20 protein-coding genes are annotated in these 18,188 nt (G+C 36.6%); 11 read left to right on the plus strand and 9 right to left on the minus strand.

What is annotated here, in order from left to right:
• The first annotated feature begins 21 nt into the window (after positions 1–21).
• Positions 22–1,728: a hypothetical protein gene (locus ACVBDY_RS09220; RefSeq protein ID WP_447175186.1), complete on the plus strand. Its 1,707-nt coding sequence runs from the start codon at positions 22–24 to the stop codon at positions 1,726–1,728.
• A 97-nt stretch (positions 1,729–1,825) separates the two neighbouring features.
• Here ACVBDY_RS09220 and ACVBDY_RS09225 read toward each other — a convergent pair whose 3' ends face one another.
• Positions 1,826–2,107, minus strand: coding sequence for a helix-turn-helix domain-containing protein (locus tag ACVBDY_RS09225; protein ID WP_447175187.1), 282 nt, complete (start codon positions 2,105–2,107; stop codon positions 1,826–1,828).
• On the minus strand, positions 2,104–2,400 hold the full coding sequence (locus ACVBDY_RS09230) for a helix-turn-helix domain-containing protein (protein ID WP_447175188.1): 297 nt from the start codon (positions 2,398–2,400) through the stop codon (positions 2,104–2,106). Before ACVBDY_RS09230 ends, ACVBDY_RS09225 begins: the two co-directional genes overlap by 4 nt.
• 900 nt (positions 2,401–3,300) lie before the next feature.
• On the opposite strand from ACVBDY_RS09230, the gene mobA reads away from it, so the two are divergent.
• The gene (gene mobA / locus ACVBDY_RS09235; protein ID WP_447175189.1) at positions 3,301–3,735 is read left to right on the plus strand and encodes a conjugal transfer protein MobA; all 435 of its coding nucleotides are present in this window, start codon (positions 3,301–3,303) and stop codon (positions 3,733–3,735) included.
• A gap of 204 nt (positions 3,736–3,939) precedes the next feature.
• Here the strand turns inward: mobA and ACVBDY_RS09240 are convergent, their stop codons facing one another.
• Positions 3,940–4,296 carry a winged helix-turn-helix transcriptional regulator gene (locus ACVBDY_RS09240; protein WP_447175190.1) on the minus strand — a complete coding sequence of 119 codons (357 nt, stop codon included), beginning with the start codon at positions 4,294–4,296 and terminating at the stop codon, positions 3,940–3,942.
• Positions 4,297–4,379: 83 nt separating this feature from the next.
• Here ACVBDY_RS09240 and ACVBDY_RS09245 point away from each other — a divergent pair, with 83 nt between their 5' ends.
• From ACVBDY_RS09245 to ACVBDY_RS09285, 9 genes are all read left to right on the plus strand, one after another.
• On the plus strand, positions 4,380–5,258 hold the full coding sequence (locus ACVBDY_RS09245) for an oxidoreductase (protein ID WP_447175191.1): 879 nt from the start codon (positions 4,380–4,382) through the stop codon (positions 5,256–5,258).
• A gap of 7 nt (positions 5,259–5,265) precedes the next feature.
• Positions 5,266–6,009, plus strand: coding sequence for an SDR family NAD(P)-dependent oxidoreductase (locus ACVBDY_RS09250; protein WP_447175192.1), 744 nt, complete (start codon positions 5,266–5,268; stop codon positions 6,007–6,009).
• 43 nt (positions 6,010–6,052) lie between these two features.
• On the plus strand, positions 6,053–6,883 hold the full coding sequence (locus ACVBDY_RS09255) for an SDR family oxidoreductase (RefSeq protein WP_447175193.1): 831 nt from the start codon (positions 6,053–6,055) through the stop codon (positions 6,881–6,883).
• A gap of 95 nt (positions 6,884–6,978) precedes the next feature.
• Positions 6,979–8,073, plus strand: coding sequence for an alpha/beta hydrolase (locus ACVBDY_RS09260; RefSeq protein WP_447175194.1), 1,095 nt, complete (start codon positions 6,979–6,981; stop codon positions 8,071–8,073).
• A gap of 17 nt (positions 8,074–8,090) precedes the next feature.
• On the plus strand, positions 8,091–9,512 hold the full coding sequence (locus ACVBDY_RS09265; protein WP_447175195.1) for a pyridoxal phosphate-dependent decarboxylase family protein: 1,422 nt from the start codon (positions 8,091–8,093) through the stop codon (positions 9,510–9,512).
• Between the two features lie 43 nt (positions 9,513–9,555).
• Positions 9,556–10,395, plus strand: a complete 840-nt coding sequence (locus tag ACVBDY_RS09270; RefSeq protein WP_447175196.1) for an SDR family oxidoreductase — start codon at positions 9,556–9,558, stop codon at positions 10,393–10,395.
• 9 nt (positions 10,396–10,404) lie between these two features.
• The gene (locus ACVBDY_RS09275; RefSeq protein WP_447175197.1) at positions 10,405–11,319 is read left to right on the plus strand and encodes a helix-turn-helix domain-containing protein; all 915 of its coding nucleotides are present in this window, start codon (positions 10,405–10,407) and stop codon (positions 11,317–11,319) included.
• A gap of 186 nt (positions 11,320–11,505) precedes the next feature.
• Positions 11,506–12,351 carry an RteC domain-containing protein gene (locus tag ACVBDY_RS09280; RefSeq protein ID WP_447175198.1) on the plus strand — a complete coding sequence of 282 codons (846 nt, stop codon included), beginning with the start codon at positions 11,506–11,508 and terminating at the stop codon, positions 12,349–12,351.
• A gap of 131 nt (positions 12,352–12,482) precedes the next feature.
• On the plus strand, positions 12,483–12,821 hold the full coding sequence (locus ACVBDY_RS09285) for a response regulator (RefSeq protein WP_447175199.1): 339 nt from the start codon (positions 12,483–12,485) through the stop codon (positions 12,819–12,821).
• A 101-nt stretch (positions 12,822–12,922) separates the two neighbouring features.
• Here ACVBDY_RS09285 and ACVBDY_RS09290 read toward each other — a convergent pair whose 3' ends face one another.
• From ACVBDY_RS09290 to ACVBDY_RS09315, 6 genes are all read right to left on the minus strand, one after another.
• Positions 12,923–13,315, minus strand: a complete 393-nt coding sequence (locus tag ACVBDY_RS09290) for a hypothetical protein (RefSeq protein ID WP_447175200.1) — start codon at positions 13,313–13,315, stop codon at positions 12,923–12,925.
• A gap of 63 nt (positions 13,316–13,378) precedes the next feature.
• Positions 13,379–13,831: a DUF4625 domain-containing protein gene (locus ACVBDY_RS09295; protein ID WP_447175201.1), complete on the minus strand. Its 453-nt coding sequence runs from the start codon at positions 13,829–13,831 to the stop codon at positions 13,379–13,381.
• 29 nt (positions 13,832–13,860) lie between these two features.
• Positions 13,861–14,181, minus strand: a complete 321-nt coding sequence (locus ACVBDY_RS09300) for a hypothetical protein (RefSeq protein ID WP_447175202.1) — start codon at positions 14,179–14,181, stop codon at positions 13,861–13,863.
• A gap of 107 nt (positions 14,182–14,288) precedes the next feature.
• Entirely contained in the window at positions 14,289–15,662 is a 1,374-nt protein-coding gene (locus ACVBDY_RS09305; RefSeq protein ID WP_447175203.1) for a DUF4302 domain-containing protein, read from the minus strand.
• Positions 15,659–16,642, minus strand: coding sequence for a zinc-binding metallopeptidase (locus tag ACVBDY_RS09310; RefSeq protein WP_447175204.1), 984 nt, complete (start codon positions 16,640–16,642; stop codon positions 15,659–15,661). Before ACVBDY_RS09310 ends, ACVBDY_RS09305 begins: the two co-directional genes overlap by 4 nt.
• 35 nt (positions 16,643–16,677) lie before the next feature.
• Positions 16,678–18,183, minus strand: coding sequence for a RagB/SusD family nutrient uptake outer membrane protein (locus tag ACVBDY_RS09315; protein ID WP_447175205.1), 1,506 nt, complete (start codon positions 18,181–18,183; stop codon positions 16,678–16,680).
• Between the last annotated feature and the right edge of the window lie 5 nt (positions 18,184–18,188).

Here is an 18,188-nt window from a genome sequence, read left to right on the forward strand (position 1 = left end):
TAATGATATAATATAAAAAAAATGAATTTAGAAATAAAATCAAAGGCTCTAAAAGAGATAGTTTCAACATATAACGCAGAATGGTTTCTTGGGGACATATCTTTTTTAATGAAAAATATAGGTCGGGCTCAAGACCAATTAGGAAAATTATCCTCACCACTTAGGCAATTATATTACCTTGCAGGTTTAAATGTAAGTTCAAATCCTGCAAATGGTGTTGATATTCAATATGACCCCGAAAAATGGGACCGGATAGTTCCCTTATTAAATGAAATAGAAGCAGAATATCATAAACTGTTCTTTACAGAAAATCCTGAAGAAATTACCGAAGAATGGAAAAGGATAAGGCAGGTTGCAATGCCTTCTTTTCTTTCTTATTTTAATCAAGGACCATTAAACTATGAAGAACAGGTAATAAATTGGATTAAAGATTTATTTGTTCCAATGGATGATATTATTGAAAATGAGATAGGATTGGTAACACAAGATTTTATTCAATTTTATGAAAATATTGACCAACTAAATCAAAGAAACTTTCAAGCATTCTCAACTAACAAAGCATTATTAAGACCTAATTGGAAAGAATATACAAAAGTAGAAATTGGTGTAATTGACGGAGTACCTGATTTTATAAGGGAAATGGGCGAAAAGGATATGCACCTTTATACTTTTATGGCTGACCACGGAATAATGGATAGATTTTATCCCGAAGAGCTTGTTTCTGAAATCCTAACCATTGAGAAAGTTCAAAAGATTTTACAATTACTATCTACAAAACGAGAGGAAAAGGACTTTTTATACTATACAGAAACTAAACCAGGCAATCCACTATACGAAAAGCCTATATTATCAATTGATGAAAAAATGTATCAAGTTTTTGAGGTAAAACAAGTTATACACGCTATTGAAACATTGCTTGAAAAAGTAACGACTACAACAACAGAACATAAAACCAAATATGTAGATGTAAAGGGTAAATTATTAGAAAAAAATATAGTGAAACTCTTTTCTAATTTCTTTGGCTCTGACTTTAAATTATATCAAGGCTATTATGTGGACGGTTGCGAACAAGATATTTTATTTCTATGGAAAAACTACGCTTTCATAATAGAAGCAAAAGGTTATTCACTCCGAGAACCCTTTAGAAATCCTGAAAAAGCATTTGTTCGGATAAAAGATGATTTTGATGCTTGCATTGGTTATGGTTACAAACAAACTCGTAGAGTAGAAGAGAAATTTATTAATCAAGAACCTCTAAAAATTACCGATAAAAATGGTAATCTTATTGAAGAAATTGATACAACACAATTTGAAGAAGACTTTCCAATTATAGTAAACCTTAAAACATTTGGTCAAATCCAATGTGATTTATCTACACTAATTCAATTAGAAAAGGATAATGATATTTTTCCTTGGGTTGTTAAACTTGATGACCTCGAAGTGTTTCTTTTAACGTTAATGGCTCGTAAACAGAAACCTGAAAACTTAGTGGAATTCTTATTAATGAGGGAGCTTTTACACGGTAAACTAATTTGTACAGATGAATTGGAAGTATGTGGAGCATTCTTGAATAAGAAACTAAATCAAAAACAGATAAATTACGCTAATACAATCGCAACTACTCCAGATTTAGCAGATATATTTGATGAGCAATATCGTAAAACAATGGGATTTAGAAATGAAAAGTATTTATATGAAAAAAAAAGTGGAAAATTTATGTTTTATTGAAATAACAACAAGTAGTTCATCTGTAAAAAATCATTAATGCTTTAAGGTTAATTAAATAATACGGCTACAGTTTCAAAACATTCTTTTAATCAATCGGCTAGCGCTGATAGTTATTTTCTAACACCTTGATAATATCGCTTTCACGGAAAAGGATTTTCCGTTCGAGCTTGATAAAGGGTATCAGTCCGTCATCTCTGTACTGTTGCAATGTTCGTTTGCTGATGTGAAGCATCTCGCAAACTTGTTCGCCTGACAGGTAGATTTCCCCTTTTAAGAGTGGGTGGAAATATTCCCTGATATAGAGTAGCTCATTTTTAATGCCTACCACAGCTTCGAGCAGAGCAAGCATATCCTCGTTTGAATTTTCAATCTGCTTCATTTCTTTTGCTTTTTTAATGGTCGCTCTCCCTGCATCAGTAATTCCACTTCGGACAATCTGAAATAAGTCTTCCGATTGATTTGCGTTGCCCGAAGAATACCTTTTGCCCTATACGTCTGTAAAGTTCTTTTGCTGATATTGAGTAATTGGCAGACTTCCTGTTGGTCGAGCCATTTCGTTGCCTGTTGTAAGGCTTTGTAGGGTGCAGTAATTTCGGCAATTAATTTGGAAACTTCCTTTACTTCCCTGTGCAGTGCTTTCAAAATCTGAATGTCCAAAACCGTTATTTCCATATCTACATCATTTTGAACCTCAAAAATATAAGGTACTTATACAGAGCTTTCTAATGTTGCTTTCAGAGGTAGCATTTGGCGTTCAGTTGCCAAATTGAATAGTTGAAAATGTACCCAAAAAGAATAAAAAAGTAGCAAAGGTAAAGCGGACACCCGCCGCACCACCCAACCAAAAGACTACGGCATAATGGCAGGGCAAATAAGGTGGCTTCGCCGAGTTATTGTGTTGCCCTGCCACCCTTCGGGACTTATTCCGTTTCCTTTTGGTTTTTCCGCTTGTCCGCCTTAATTGAATGGCTTTCTTTTTTTCTGTTTTTTTCTTTTGGAAACAATTTATGAGGAAGAAACACATTGACTTTAAACGTTGGTACGTATCTACCTATGTACGTTTTTAAAAGCATACAACTATAAAAGCGCAAAAGCATATTTATTTGCAGGAGTACAAAGAACTTTAAATGAGTAAATATGTATGCAGTTCTGTACAATTGTTTTCTTTCAAAATGCTTTCCTGTTTGCAACGGTTTATCCTGTTTGCTTCTTCATCTTACTCATTTGGATTTTATCAGTCTTTTATTCTTGAATGGCATCTTTTGGCGTTCAGTGGTAGTGTTTGGCTAAGTATCGAATGACAAGCGTTCCTTTATTTTGTAAAGGAACTATGGAGATATTTCTAATACAAAAAACAAGTATTTATTGACAAAATGGGAAGCAGTTTCAGACTGCTTTTTTTGCTAACTCCAATCCGTTCCGCAGGACGGATTATTGTGTTCATCGGAACACGGCAAGTTGTGTTTTGAGCTGCTCGAAATAAATTCCGCTGCTCAAAACCACTTGCCCTTACGCAGGGGGCTAAACCATTTCTCCGAAGTCGAATGGTTGAAAAATTAAAAATGGATTGTTATGAATGGAAATCAAAGAAAAAAATGGAACAAAGGCGGTAGAAAACCAAAGCTTAACCCTGCACAAAACAGGTATATGTTCAGGCTTACCGATGAAGAAAACGCCCGATTTCTGGCAATGTTTGAGAAATCTGGTGTGCATACAAAGGCTAAATTCATTACTTCCGTGTTGTTTGGAAAAGAAATAAAGACGATAAAAATTGATACGGTTACAATGGATTACTATATGCGGTTAACCAATTTCCACAGCCAGTTCAGGAGTATTGGTGTAAACTACAACCAAATCGTGAAGATGTTATACCATAATTTCTCGGAGAAAAAAGCGGCAGCTTTCCTTTATAAGTTAGAAAAGCAAACGGCAGAAATGACGTTATTGTGTCAAAAAATTATTCAACTAACCGAAGAATTTGAAGCAGAGCATCTGAAAAAAGAATAAAGGTCAAAAATGAGCTTATCCCACAGGAGCATCCCTACAGTTTTGATATTGGATTATTCAGTTTGTTACCCGAAGCACAGGGTAAAAATTACTTCCAAATAAGATGGAAAGGAGATGCAAACGCAGAATTGATTGGATGATGCCGTTGATAAGCATAGAAACCATTTTAGACAGCGTAGTAGATAAATATATCTACTAATATTATTACATCTTATCTTTAATTCTTTCCCGATGTTGTTTTCCCCATTTCTCCATAGCTACCAAAACTTCAGTAACACTATTACTATATTCCGTAAGTGTATATTCTATTCTTGCAGGATAATCATCATAGACTTTTCGGGAAACTAACAGATTTTCTTCCAGATGCCTTAATTCTTTCGATAAAACACGATTTGTAATTTTCGGAATTGATTGCAAAATTTCGTTGAAGCGATTGTGTCCGTTATAAATAGAAATGATAATAGGCAGTTTCCATTTACCGCCAAGTACAAAATGTGTGTCTTGCACAAATTTTATTTTATCCTGAAAATTCCACTCTTCTTCTTTTCTACGCTTATTCATTTTAAGTATCCTTTTGTATACAAGTAACAAAAGTATATCTTTTTGTGGATACTTTTGTTGTAAACAAATAAAAATTGATAAAGATGAGTAAAACTTGGTTTATTACAGGAAGCTCAAGAGGCTTGGGTAGGAGTATAACAGAAGCTGTTTTAGCGAAAGGTGACAACGTTGCAGCCACAGCAAGAAACCCGAAACAATTAAATGATTTGGTGGAAAAATTTCCCAATCAAATTCTTGCTTTGCAATTAGATGTGAGCGACAGGGCTCAAATCCATAAAGCAGTAGAACAAACGGTAAAACACTTCGGAGGAATTGATGTGTTGGTAAACAATGCGGGCTTTGGTATTACAGGAGCTATAGAAGAATTTACTGATGAGCAGATGAACAGCCAGTTAGATGTGAACTTATATGCACCTATCGAAATTACAAGAGCGGTGTTGCCTTATCTGCGTAAACAACGTTCTGGTAGCATTTTCAATGTGAGTTCAGTTGGTGGTAGAGTTGGTTCAGCCGGCTTTTCTATGTATCAGGCAGCAAAGTTCGGGTTACAAGGATTTACCGAGGTTTTAAGTAAAGAAGTTGCCGCACTTGGCATCAAAGTTACCTCTATTGAACCAGGTGGTTTTCGTACCGATTGGGCAAGCAATTCAATGACTTATGCCGAACCGATTGATGATTACAAAAATATCCTGCAATCTCTTAAAGATTATCTCAAAGACATTATGCCGTTAGGAAATCCGGACAAGGCGGCACAAGTGATAATTGATTTGGTAGAACATTCGGAACCGCCTGTTCACTTGGTTTTGGGTTCAGATGCTGTGGCTATTTTAGAAGTCGTTGATGCCGATAGAAAAGCAGAATTTGAGAAATGGAAATCCGTAAGCATTTCTACCGACTTTGATGATGTAGAAAATCCTTGGCTTTCTGAAGAGAGAAGACAAGATATTTTAAAAGTAAAATAATAATCAAATGAAAAAATTAGAAGGAAAAGTAGCCATTGTAACAGGGGCATCCAAAGGTATCGGCGCGGGTATTGCCAGAGCATTTGCCGAGGAAGGTGCCAGTGTAGTAGTCAATTACGCAAGTGATAAAGCAAGCGCAGAGAATATCGTAAATGAAATTATCGCAAAGGACGGTAAAGCTATTGCAATATATGCTGATGTTTCAAAAGAAGCAGAAGTAAAAAAAATGTTTGAAGAAGCAAATACAGTGTTTGGTCGTTTGGATATTTTGGTAAACAATGCGGGTGTTTTCAAATCAATCCCTATAGAAGAAATAAGCGTAGAGGAGTTCAATCGTCATTACAGTATCAATGTTCTTGGGAATCTTTTGGCGACAAGGGAAGCAGTAAAATATTTTGGAGAAAAAGGCGGCAGCATTATTAATATGACTTCTGTAGTGAGTGAAAAAGGCGTACCTACCTATTCAATTTATTCAGGAACTAAAGGTGCTGTACAAAGCATTACGCACGCGCTTGCCGCAGAATTAGGGCCAAAAAATATTCGCGTGAATGCTATAGCTCCAGGAGCAATTGAAACTGAAGGAACACAGGTTGATTTTGGTGGTGGCGTTGCTGAACAATATATAAAAGCCACTCCATTAGGCCGTATGGGCTTTCCGAAGGATGTAGCTAAAGTAGCCGTGTTTTTGGCAAGCGACGATTCGGAATTTTTAACCGATAGCCGCATCGAAGTCTCAGGAGGACTTAAATAAACAATTTTCAATAAAACGTATTAACAATAAAAATTATATTAAGATGAGTAATCAAAAAGAACAGGTTTGGTTTATAACAGGAGCTTCAAATGGTTTTGGCTTAACACTTGTAAAGCAATTATTAGACAATGGGTATAAAGTTGCCGCAACTTCAAGAGATAAAACAAGCATTGAAGAAAAAATCGGTAAGACCCCGAATTTATTAGCACTTACAGTTGATATTACCGACGATAACGAAGTAAAAGCGGCAATTGATGAAACGGTAAAAACTTTTGGAAAAATTGATGTTGCCGTAAACAATGCAGGTTATATGCTTTTGGGAGCATTAGAGGAAGTTTCTGCCAAAGAATTTCAGCAGTCAGTGGCTGTTAATGTGTTTGCATTCCAAAATGTAATCAGGAATGTAATGCCTTATTTCCGACAACAAAAAAGCGGGCACATTTTCAATTTTGCTTCGTCTGCGGGTTATTCTGCCGATGCAGGTGCAGGAAGCTACAACGCTGTTAAATCGGCTGTGATTGGATTCTCTGAAGCATTGGCGCTGGAAGTAAAACCATTCAATGTGAAAGTGACCATTGTTTCTCCGGGGCTTTTCAGAACAAATTTTTTAGGCGCATTTCCGGTAGCCCAAAATAAAATTGAAGCATACGGCACACAACATCTGGTTGATGCTATGAATCAATTTAACGGACAACAGCCGGGAAATCCCGATAAACTGGTTACGATTTTAATTGATACCGCTGGAAAGGAAAATGCTCCTTTACATTTGTTGATGGGGGGAGATGCCTATGAAAGAGCTGTAAATTATTACAAATCTCAGCTTGAAAATCTGGAACAACTGAAAGCGTTGAGCTTCTCAACCGGATTTGAATAAAATCTTGTATTTGAACACAACCCTAAGAGATTTGGATACAGTCAACATCTTGATACTCATTAATTTTGATTTAGAAATTTAAAAGTAAAAGTTATATGAACAAACGTACCAAAAACCAGAATTTATGGCTGTCCAGGAAAGTGAAACATATTGCTTTCACAACAACCATTATGATGTGCGTTTATACAACGGGTTTCTCTCAAATAGAATTACATAACAATTTAAATAGTAATAAAATGAAAAATCAAGAAGTCTTGACTGTAGACTATACGCAATTAAATGAAGGAAAGAACAGGGTTTATTTTATGAGTCAGGGTTACAAATTGGCGGGAGATTTATATTTACCCAAAGGGTTTGATAGTGAAAAGAAGTATCCAACTATCATATATACACGTGTTGGTACGCAGGTTAAAGAACAAACTGGCGCAACTTATGGTAATAAGCTTGCTGCCAAAGGTTATGTCTTTTTGGTTTTTGACCCTATAAATTTTGGAGATAGCGAGGGCGAAGTAAGAAACTACGAATCGATGCACAATATGATTCCGAATACAACAGATGCGATTAGTTTTTTGAGGACTTTAAAATTTGTGGACAGAGAGAAATTTTATGGGCTTGGAGCTTGTGCGGGCGCACCCTATATCTGTAATGTAGCAATTGGCGATGTTCGGATTAAAGCCGTTGCAACACTTGTAGGTAATTTTGATGCAGCCGCAAGTTTATTTGGTGCTTATCCCAAAGAAGTGCTTGACAAAATGTTGGAAGTAGCCGCAGAAGGCAAACAACGCTACTACGAAACGGGTGAATACGACACTGCACCAACATTTGGAGGAATGCCAATACCACCGCCAGAAAATGCTTCAAAAGCATTGAAAGATGCTTATGAATATTACTTCAACAGAGCAGGACACGACAAAATTCCAAATTATTCGCCTTATTATCCTACAATTGGTATGCCTGTTGACCCTGCAAGAGTATTTGTAAATCAGGCAAAATATTTTACCACACCATTTTTGGTAATTGCGGGAAGCGAAGCGTTTACCCACGATATGGACAAACAAGTTTATGAAATGGCAGCCGGAGAAAAAGAATGGTTTGTGATAGAGGGTGCATCGCATATGGACTTGTACGATATAGATAAATATCTTGACCCAGCAATAGATAAAATTGACGAATTTCTCAAAAAGTATTAGGAAGGAAAACAATGGCAATGGAAGATAAATTAGCAGACATATATAACGTTCAAAAGTTTAAAGAATTCGGTATTGAACTAATAGATCTAATTGCCGACCATCTTAAAAATTCTTATGATAACAAAGTAAAAGTCAGTCATTGGGTAACACCTGAAGAACAATTGGCATATTGGAAAAATTATAAATTGGATAGCAATACGCCCCAACAACTTTTTAAGGATATTATAGACAGGTCAATTCATATTCATAACCCACGATATATCGGTCATCAAATATCGCCCACTGTTCCATTGGCAGCCTTATCTCAATTAGTGAGTGCCATATTAAACAACGGAATGGCTGTGTATGAAATGGGAGCGGCAGGTACCGCAATAGAAAAAGTGGTTATTGATAAAATAGCAGAAAAGATAGGATACGATTCTAATGCTGATGGCTTTGTTACATCAGGCGGTTCGCTGGCAAACCTTACAGCACTACTGGCCGCAAAAAAAGTGATGTCAACATCTGATGTTTCAAATGATAGTTTAGCAGTAATGGTTTCATCTGAAGCTCATTACAGTATTGAGAAAGCTCTTAAAATTATGGGGCTTTCAAATGAAAGCATCATTAACGTACCCGTTAATGATGCTTTTAATATGCAAACTGATTTGCTTGAGGAATATTATAATAAAGCCCATTTAGAAGGAAAAAAAGTAATTGCAGTTGTTGGAAGTGCCCCATCTACTTCAACAGGAATGTATGATAATTTACAAGAACTTGCGAAGTTCTGTAATGCAAAAAAAATATGGTTCCACGTGGATGCAGCACACGGTGGTGCGGCAATTTTTTCTTCTGAATATAAGCATTTATTAAGAGGATTGAGTAATGCCGACTCTGTAACAATTGACGGACATAAGATGTTGATGACATCATCTGCTATGAGTTTCTTAATTTTTAAGGAAAAACAAAACTCTTATGCTGCATTTATGCAAAAAGCCCAATACTTATGGGAAAAAGAGCAGGAAGAAGATTGGTACGATTTGGCAAAAAGAACTTTTGAATGCACTAAAAGTATGATGTGTATTCAGTTTTACTCAATATTGAAGTTTTATGGAGAAGATGTGTTCGGGCAATTTGTTACAAGACTGTATCACTTAGCCGAAATATTTTCAGAGAAAATCAAATTCCGAAATGATTTTGAACTGTTGATTCAACCCAACTCAAACATTGTTTGCTTCAGATATAAATTAAAGACTTTGAGTGAGTCCAAATTAAACCGTCTTAATGGTGAAATACGGGAATGTTTATTGCACAATGGAGATTTCTATATCGTACAAACCACTTTAAACAACTCGGTTTATTTGAGAGTTACATTTATGAATCCGAAAACAGATGAAAAGATAATGGATGAACTCTTATCCGAAATTCAACGTATTGCAAAGCTATTTGATAAAAAATGACAGTGATAAGAAATATCGCCCTACAAATAAAAATTATAGTATAATGGAAAATATTAAACAAAAAATATGGTTTGTTACGGGAGCATCAAAAGGCTTGGGACTTTTGCTGACAAAATTATTATTGGATAAAGGCGAAAAAGTTGCTGCGACTTCACGAAATACTAATCAATTAAAACAAAGTGTTGGCATTGAAAACGATAATTTTCTGCCTATTGAATTAGACATTACAAACAGCGAAGATGTTAAACAGGCAATCAACAAAACAGTTGAACATTTTGGAGGATTAGATGTAGCCGTTAATAATGCAGGATTTTCATATATCGGAAGTTTGGAAGAATTAACCGATGATGAATTTAGAAAAGCATTGGACGTAAATTTATTCGGAACGGTTAATGTTATCAGGGCTTCAATGGCACAATTTAGAAAGCAACGTTCGGGGTATATTATCAATATCGCTTCTGCGGCAGGCTATATTGCAGGTGCAAATATCGGAAGTTATGTTACTTCAAAATTTGCAATGGTAGGGCTTACTGAATCATTGGCATTAGAAATTGCACCGCTTAATGTGAAAGCTACGGTTGTACTGCCAGGTTCTTTCAGAACTAATTTCCTTGATGAAGGCTCATTATCTTACACAAAACACCGAATAGAAGAATACGATAGTGATAAAACGTTTCAAAGTTATTCAGGAAGAGCGGGAACACAACCGGGCGACCCTAAAAAATTAGTAACTGAATTGTTTAATTTAGCTAATATGGAAAACCCACCTGTACATTTAATTTTAGGAGCAGACAGTTTTAAGATGATAACAGATACAATGGCTAAAAACCTCGAAAAATTTGAAGCCTATAAGCACATTTCTACATCTACTAATTTGGAATAAATTTACTAAATGAAAATGGAAAAACCATATAACATAAAATCGATTTCGGAGTATCATAGTTTGTTAGGTGTTGAAAAGCCAAAACACCCTTTGATTGGCTTGATAAATCACGAAAATATAAGAAACTACAGCGATGAAAGATTAAAGAATAAAACTTATAACTTTTTTACGATAAGCCGAAAAATCAACTATGACGGAACAATGAAGTACGGTCAGCAATATTACGATTTTCAGGAAGGTGCAATGGTATTTCACGCACCCAAACAAGTTATTGTGTCTGAATTAGCGGATAATGTACAGTTGAAAGGTTGGACAATGTTAATACACCCCGATTTTTTAAGAGCATACCCTTTGGATAAAAATATCCAACAATTTGGTTTCTTTTCTTATGCTGTAAATGAGGCATTGCATTTGTCTGATGAAGAATCAAAAATAATTGAAAGCATAATGGACACTATCCGTAAAGAGTACATTTCGGGCATTGATGTTTACAGTCAGGATATTTTGATTTCTCAAATAGAATTACTTTTGAATTATTGCAACCGATTTTACAATCGTCAATTTATCACAAGGAAAGCGGTTAATAATGATTTGCTGGTTAGGTTTGAAAAATTATTAGCAGACTATATAAACGATGGACGCTTACAGCAAAAAGGCATTCCATCCGTTCAGTTTTTTTCTAACGAATTAAATATGTCTGCCAATTATTTGAGTGATATGTTGAGAAATCTTACAGGTCAAAGTACCCAACAGCATATACAAGACAAAATAATTGAAAGGGCAAAATACATTCTCACGACAACAAATCTTACCGTTAGCGAAATTGCGTTTGAACTCGGTTTTGAATACTCTCAATCTTTCAGCAAATTATTTAAAAATAAGACTAATCAAACACCTTTGGAGTTTCGGACTTCATTTAATTAAATAAGTACAAAAAGATTTTACCAAGTAATGCAGGTGCTTTTTATTCGCCTTGCAATAAGTATGCGTATGCCATTAAAATCCCAAATAAAATAAACAGAAGTGGAGATTGAAGCAATAGCCTGAATAACTATTGCTTTTAGTGTTTGAAATGGTCATCCTACGTAATATATATTAGTCTTAACCGAAATGGCAGTTTCATTAAATCATATCATCTCAGAGATACAGCGAAAAGAAAACGCAATTTCGCTATCCGCACCCAATATCATTGATGAAGCGTACCAAATGATAATATACCTGCAAGAATACTTATTGTCTGTAAGAGAGGATATTACAAAACAAGGTTTTAAAAACCAATGGGAGGAAATCAATTTCTTTCGTAATATTAAACCGTACATCCTCTCCAAACTCATTTACCATAATAAGATATTCCGCATACAGACAGCTTGTCCTGTGGACAGAGGGAAAATGTACGCAAGTTATTTTTCAGAACAATTACAGGAATTAAAACAGGAATACAGGGAGCATATTTATAATTCAGATTTTTACAGGTATTATCGTTCGGGAAGAACAGACCGTGATGAGACTTACTTTAGATTAGGCAACATTAATTTCCACGACGGTCTGAACAGTTTTGTTTTTGAAATTGACCCGCTGTTTTCAACATACTATGATAACAAAGTGGCTCGTATAATAGCCAACGAGTTACTCTATAACTACATTCTCCAAAAAATAAATGATGATGAAATGGCAGGTTCATTTTCTTCAAGGGATATGTCATCTGATAGTATTCTTTGGACGGATACCAAAAATGCTTTGATAGAATTGATTTACGCTCTTTATGCAAATGGTTCTATTTCCTACGGTAAAATAGGGATACGAAAAGTGAGTTTGGTATTAGAAAAACTGTTTCAGATTACTTTAGGGGATTTGCACCATTCTTTCCACCGAATGAAATATCGAGCAGGTTCCCGAACCACATTTTTAGACCAACTGAAATCTTCTTTGGAAGAATATATGGGCAAGGATTTATAGGGGAATCCTTCGCAAATCAACCATTAAGAATAGTCATAATAGGCAACATAATCTCCCTTGAAATATTTGTGTAAGTTTGTATAACTAAGTAATAGAAATAGTTATGGCAAACACTATCGAACAAATCAGCATTGCGTTTATCACTGATAAAATCTCAATTATCAGCATTAGAAGAACTGCCCCAAGTTTGTATTATTGACATTGATTTTTCGGATAGCAAGGTACTGGCACAGCTTCACGAACTTAAAGCAAAATACCCGACCTTAAAACTTATTGCCCACAGTGACGATGATAGCGAGCAACTCGTAATATCTCTTTTGGAAATCGGGTTTAACAGTTACTTGCTTATTGGTAGCGATGCAGACAATTTTAAGAAAGCAATCGAGGGAGTTTGCAATGGAAAAAAATATTTTAGTGTGGGTGTATCGGAAATTGCACGGGAATATTTCAGCAATAAAGAACCCACCTAGCTTAAAAAAGCAGTATATTTGCTATGAGCTAACGGAAACGTATTGAAATACAAAGCAACAAGCACCGTTACCAAATCGTTACCTGACTTCTTTGGTTATCTCTATAAAAGCTTAGTATTCAACCGATACAGCTTTTTCCTGAAAACTTTAAAATATAAACAAAGAGAAATACCCTTATCCATGGGAAGTGTTGCATATATCCTCATTATTTCAAGTGTTTCCCCGCTCTTCGTATTGTATTCTATCCAGTATTTATCACCTCCCGTAAGGTACAGGCGAATAAGTATAAAACCGTAGTTTCCGGACAATTCCCGGGCCTGTGAAGCGATGTCACAAAACAGGTGATCTTCCCTGAATAGGGACATAACCGCTTTTACACCATCCGTATAATAAAACAGGTGCTCCGGATGATAATGCAATTTACCGGAACTGCTGAAGTTTTCAATCTTTTTCCGGATTACCTTATTGATATTTCTTCGTATAAGCGTATTCATGGTACTAAAAGCAAAATGGGATTTTTTTGTTATGGATCAGGGAGAGACAGGGATAGGGTTACTTTATCGGATTTCAATACTTTTAATTCTTCTTGCAAAGGAAGGGAGGTTATCTATTTGGGATAGGAAGTTTTCAGAATTTTCACCTTTGATCTCCTGTATGACAATCCCTATTTTATATGCCCCGGACGGGACATTTTCGGGAATGTTTATTTCTTCTTTTATATAGCTTTGAGAATAATAATTTTTGTTAAAATTCCAGTTTTTACTGGTCTTCTGATTTTCGGGTTCTATAAACATCATAATAGTATAAGATGCATTGGCCGAGGATGAAGTACGCGCTTCCAATAACACTTTATCTCCCCGGGAAACCGTTTTTAATCCTTTTCCTTTGTCTGTACTGTATTCGAAGGTTTGGATATAGACATTGTTGCCGATAGAATCATCATCGCCTGAGCAGGAAACCAGGCATATGAGCAGGAGCATGCCAATTGTGATTGTTTTTACTTTCTCCATAATTTATTTTTTTATAAAAACAGTGTTTTTCAGAATTCTGAAAAGTTTATAAGGTTTATAATGACTGCCAGAGACTCATAGGTGCGTGCTTTAACTTTTTTCGGGGGCATATGAGGTAACTTGTTTATGTACGAACCTATAGCCGGTGTGAATTCACAAAATGTGTTTTCTATGTCATCGAGCAGGTGTTCGGGATAAGGACAGGTTTTTACTTTTTCATAAATGTTGTCTATCAATAAGCGCGCCATTTTTTTATCCCTGGTTTGCAGGAATACGGCGGATAAGGAGTGTAATTCCCGGAGCTTCCTGTACCTGTTCATCTTTTTAGTTTCGGGAGTGCTGGTATACATCGTACACATAAGTTTGGGTGTTGTTGCTTAAAAAGGGCCGCCCGGTGGTCTGTACGGACGGCCCGAAGGTAAAAAAACCTAAAACATGAGAACAAGGTTTATTTTATTCAATTGTTATTGTAAAAGTTACTTGCACAATGAACTCTTAAGGTTGCATCTTCTGCACTGGTTAATGTATACCCCGGATTAGTATATTGTGGCCAAAACCTACCTTCATTATTCACAATGAGTCCTTCCGGATTGGTAAAGAAATTTATAAGTGGCATTAGGTATTCTTTAAAATCAGAAGCATTTCCATTTACTTCATTTAAGTATTTGAATTTAAGTTTTTTATCTTCTTTTTTAAATTCTACGGCATAAGATGCAAAATATCGTGTCTGACCATAAAAAAAGTAAAGATCCAAGGTATGTGTGTTTTGCGGATCGTCTGCTTGTTTATTAAATTTTAAAACAATGTCCTGTAGTCGGAACTCCGGATGATCTTTTTGTGCATCTATGTTTACCTGAGAATACATTTCTCTGAATCTTTGAGTATTTAGTACCTGATCAAACCTTTCCCCGGGAGAAAAAGCCAAAGAGTGAACAGAAGAACCAATATTTTTATAATCATCATTGATATAAGCGGGTTTGTTCGAATACATGATTTCGGCAACGAATCCTTCGGATCGGGATACAAATTTTCTGTTTTCCTTGTCCCATGTGAAGTCCGTAAATTCTTCCGATTCTATTTCCAGAGGCGGATTGAGGACCAGGCCCTCCGGGGTGAACCCTACACCAAATGATCTTTCGATTAGTTTATTGCCATCTGTTGGGGTTACGGATTTTACAAATCTCATAAGGGAGTTATAGTTGAAATTATACAACGAGCTCTTTCCGTTCCCGGTGATTTTTATTACCTGATAAACGGGATCTTCAGGACGGGAGGTAATATTGTTTATCATTTCCCTGTTCTGTGTAATGAGGTTAGTCCGGTCTTCTTCGGAAGCTTTTTCAAAAATAACTTCGGTATTATTTTTAACGCCTCGAAAAATGATCATATCCCCATCTGTACCGTAGAAGCTAAATTCATTATCTCCTTCGAATCCAGTCCCTTTCAGTACTTCGGGTACATAAGAATCATTGAGCTTATTAATATGATTTTTGGTAGAGAAAGTAAGTTTTACCGTATTTCCGAGATTAATATCGTATATACTTGTCTTCTCTTCGATATCCTCATCGATGTCGGAAGCCATTTTCACATGACCTTTTTCATCGAAATCCATTAATAACGTAAACCCTCCGAACTGATCAGGATTTGTAAAATATATAGCTTTCCATCCGTGGGCAGAGGAAGTCAGAAGCTTTTTGAGCTCCTGTTCCCTTTCACTGATTCTCTTCGTAGCCGTTTCGTTAAAAAGTTCCTGGTCATCGTCATTTTTACAGGCACAAAATAAAATTGAAATAACACATAGGACATATACATTCTTGATTATAGTTCTCATTTTCCTGCAGTTTTATGGTTAGTTACGATTTCTTTCATTGCAGTGGTGGTCTTTTGCTGCAATTCATAGATATCAATGTCCCATTCCGATTTGAAATAGTCAACGACAAAAGCTTCTTTCTTTCTCAGGAGGGCTACTCCTTTTTTTGCTTCTTCAAGCTCTATTTTCAGATCGTTTATATCGGACTGTACAGAAGCGTTATCGTCTGCATCTTCTTCGAGTTCCTCCAGTTGTTTGTGTATGGCATTGACAAGAAGGTTTACCTGGTTATCAAATTCTTCTCTGGACATAATAAGCATGGCAGAGACCATCTCGGCGAAATCTTCAAAATCATTGGCTCTTGCATACCTGCTGATATACCCCTTTTTCAGGGCTGTCCGAAGGGAATAGCTGTTGCCGTTTCCAAACCATTGGGAAGTGTATCCCGAGGGTGTAATTTTAGCATAGGTAGGATCATAAGGTTTGGTTTGGTTAAGAATGTGACAGTATTCATGCTGGATGGTATGAAAATATTGCTGTGTATCTTCCAGATCACTCAAATCGAGTTGATCTACATTAAAGAGCGCTATCTTTAATCCCTGTTCTGCAAATCCGAGGGTTATGGTACCCGATTCGTTGACATTATACCCTCCAACCAAAATCAACTGACGGGGAGAAATGTTTTTAATAAAGTCTTTACCGGCAATTTCGTTATAAGGCTCCATCCATACTTCAAGCACTACTTCCAGTAAAGGTCGTACATTTTCTAATGTAGGGGGGTACAGGTATTTATTGAGATCTACCTGATTGTCATCCCACTTATAAAGGACATCTATATTGTATGGGGCTACAAAATGTTCCCTGATCCACACATCTAATTCGGAAAGTTGTGGCTTTTCCGTGTCCAATACGCTTTCGGAGGAGATCGCATCCTCTTTGGTACAGCCACCAAATAGGATTATAAGGCTTAATATAGAGGTATATTTGAATATTTGTTTCATTTTATGATGTTTTTGTTATGATTAACAAAATATACTTATCTGGGGTTCGGGGTTATTCCGCTGGCCCTGGCCACGGCCGGTATTTGCAATTCTCTCCTGGGGTCGTCTTTGGATAGAATTGTCGCGTTTCCGAAGTAATCTTCATGCATAACTTCCATATTCCACCTTTTGTGGTCCAACCATCGCATTCCTTCATGATAAAATTCTATTCTCCTTAATTCGGATAAGCACTTAATGAGAAATTTAGCGGATTCCGGGATATCGTAAAAAGGAAAAAATTCATTGGTTTCAACTCTGTAAAAATTGTCTATATCGTCTTTATCTATTGTGTGTACGGAAGCAGAATAGTCTTCTGTCTTTTTAGATAAAAAGTTATTGATATCCTGAATGGCTTCATTTTCTCTTCCGACCATTGCCAGGGCTTCTGCCCGGTTAAGAATCACCTCATCGTAAGAAAGAAGCACGCACATAAGATAGGCAAGACCGGTCTGGGCACTGATATTGGTAGTTATGAAGTACTCCGTGAATTTCGGAACATTCTTGTTGTAATCTCCGCTGGAGAAAACCGGATAACTCCATTGACCTCCCGTGGGATTTGTTTTTCCGAAAAAGAGGGAAGTACTTAATCTTGCACTCAGGGCATATCTTTCATCATCAAACAGTCTTGTATATGTAGACTTTGCCGAGGCTATCAGTAAATTGGATTTTTCTCCGGACGACTGATATTGAATACCGTATTCTCTTGAGGTGCCCAGGCCTGTATAGGTCTCCTCGTTCCAGGGTCGAAGGTTTGCGGCAGGATCCGAGCCCAGGACGTCATTGGCATATGCTATGACGTTGTTCCATTCGCCTTTGAATAAATAGAAGCGGGTGGCAAAGGCCTTTGCCGCATTTACGGTAAAGTGAAATTTAGGCTTTTCGTAATGGTCGGAGATAAGATCCAGGCCGAGTTCCAGGTCCTTTTCAATTTGTTCGTAAACTTCTTTTACGGTACCTCTTTCATAATCTTCCATAACCACGGTTTCCGGTTCCAATACAATCGGAATACCCGGGTCGGAGTCTGCCGTATCCGGGTTATAGGGTTTTGACCAAAACGTGACTAACATAAAATGTGCATAGGCACGGGCCAATAAGGCTTCGCCCCGTTGCGGCGATAGGTCTTCCCCGTTGTTTTTTTCCAGTTCTTCTGCGGCTACAAGAGCATGGTTGGCCTGTGCTATGGCTTTGTAGCAGGCATTCCAATAGTACGTAGGAGTATCCTCAGTGTCGTCGTTGAGGTCCCTCCAGGAAAACATCTCGGTATTTGTCCGATCGTTGGTGATGGCATTGGGTCCCTTATCAGCGGCATTATCACTCATACTTTCTGCAAATAGAAAATAAGTTCCGGTCGGATAAGCCCCGGTGAGAAGTTCATCAATTTTTTCTTTGCTGTCTATTTCCGTTCGGTTATCAGGCACCTCGTCCAAAAAAGAACTACAGGAGCTATGGAGCACCGAAATCCCCACACTCAGAACGATGTATTGTATATATCTTTTCATCATTTTTT

Source organism: Sinomicrobium halophytocola, from assembly GCF_052983395.1.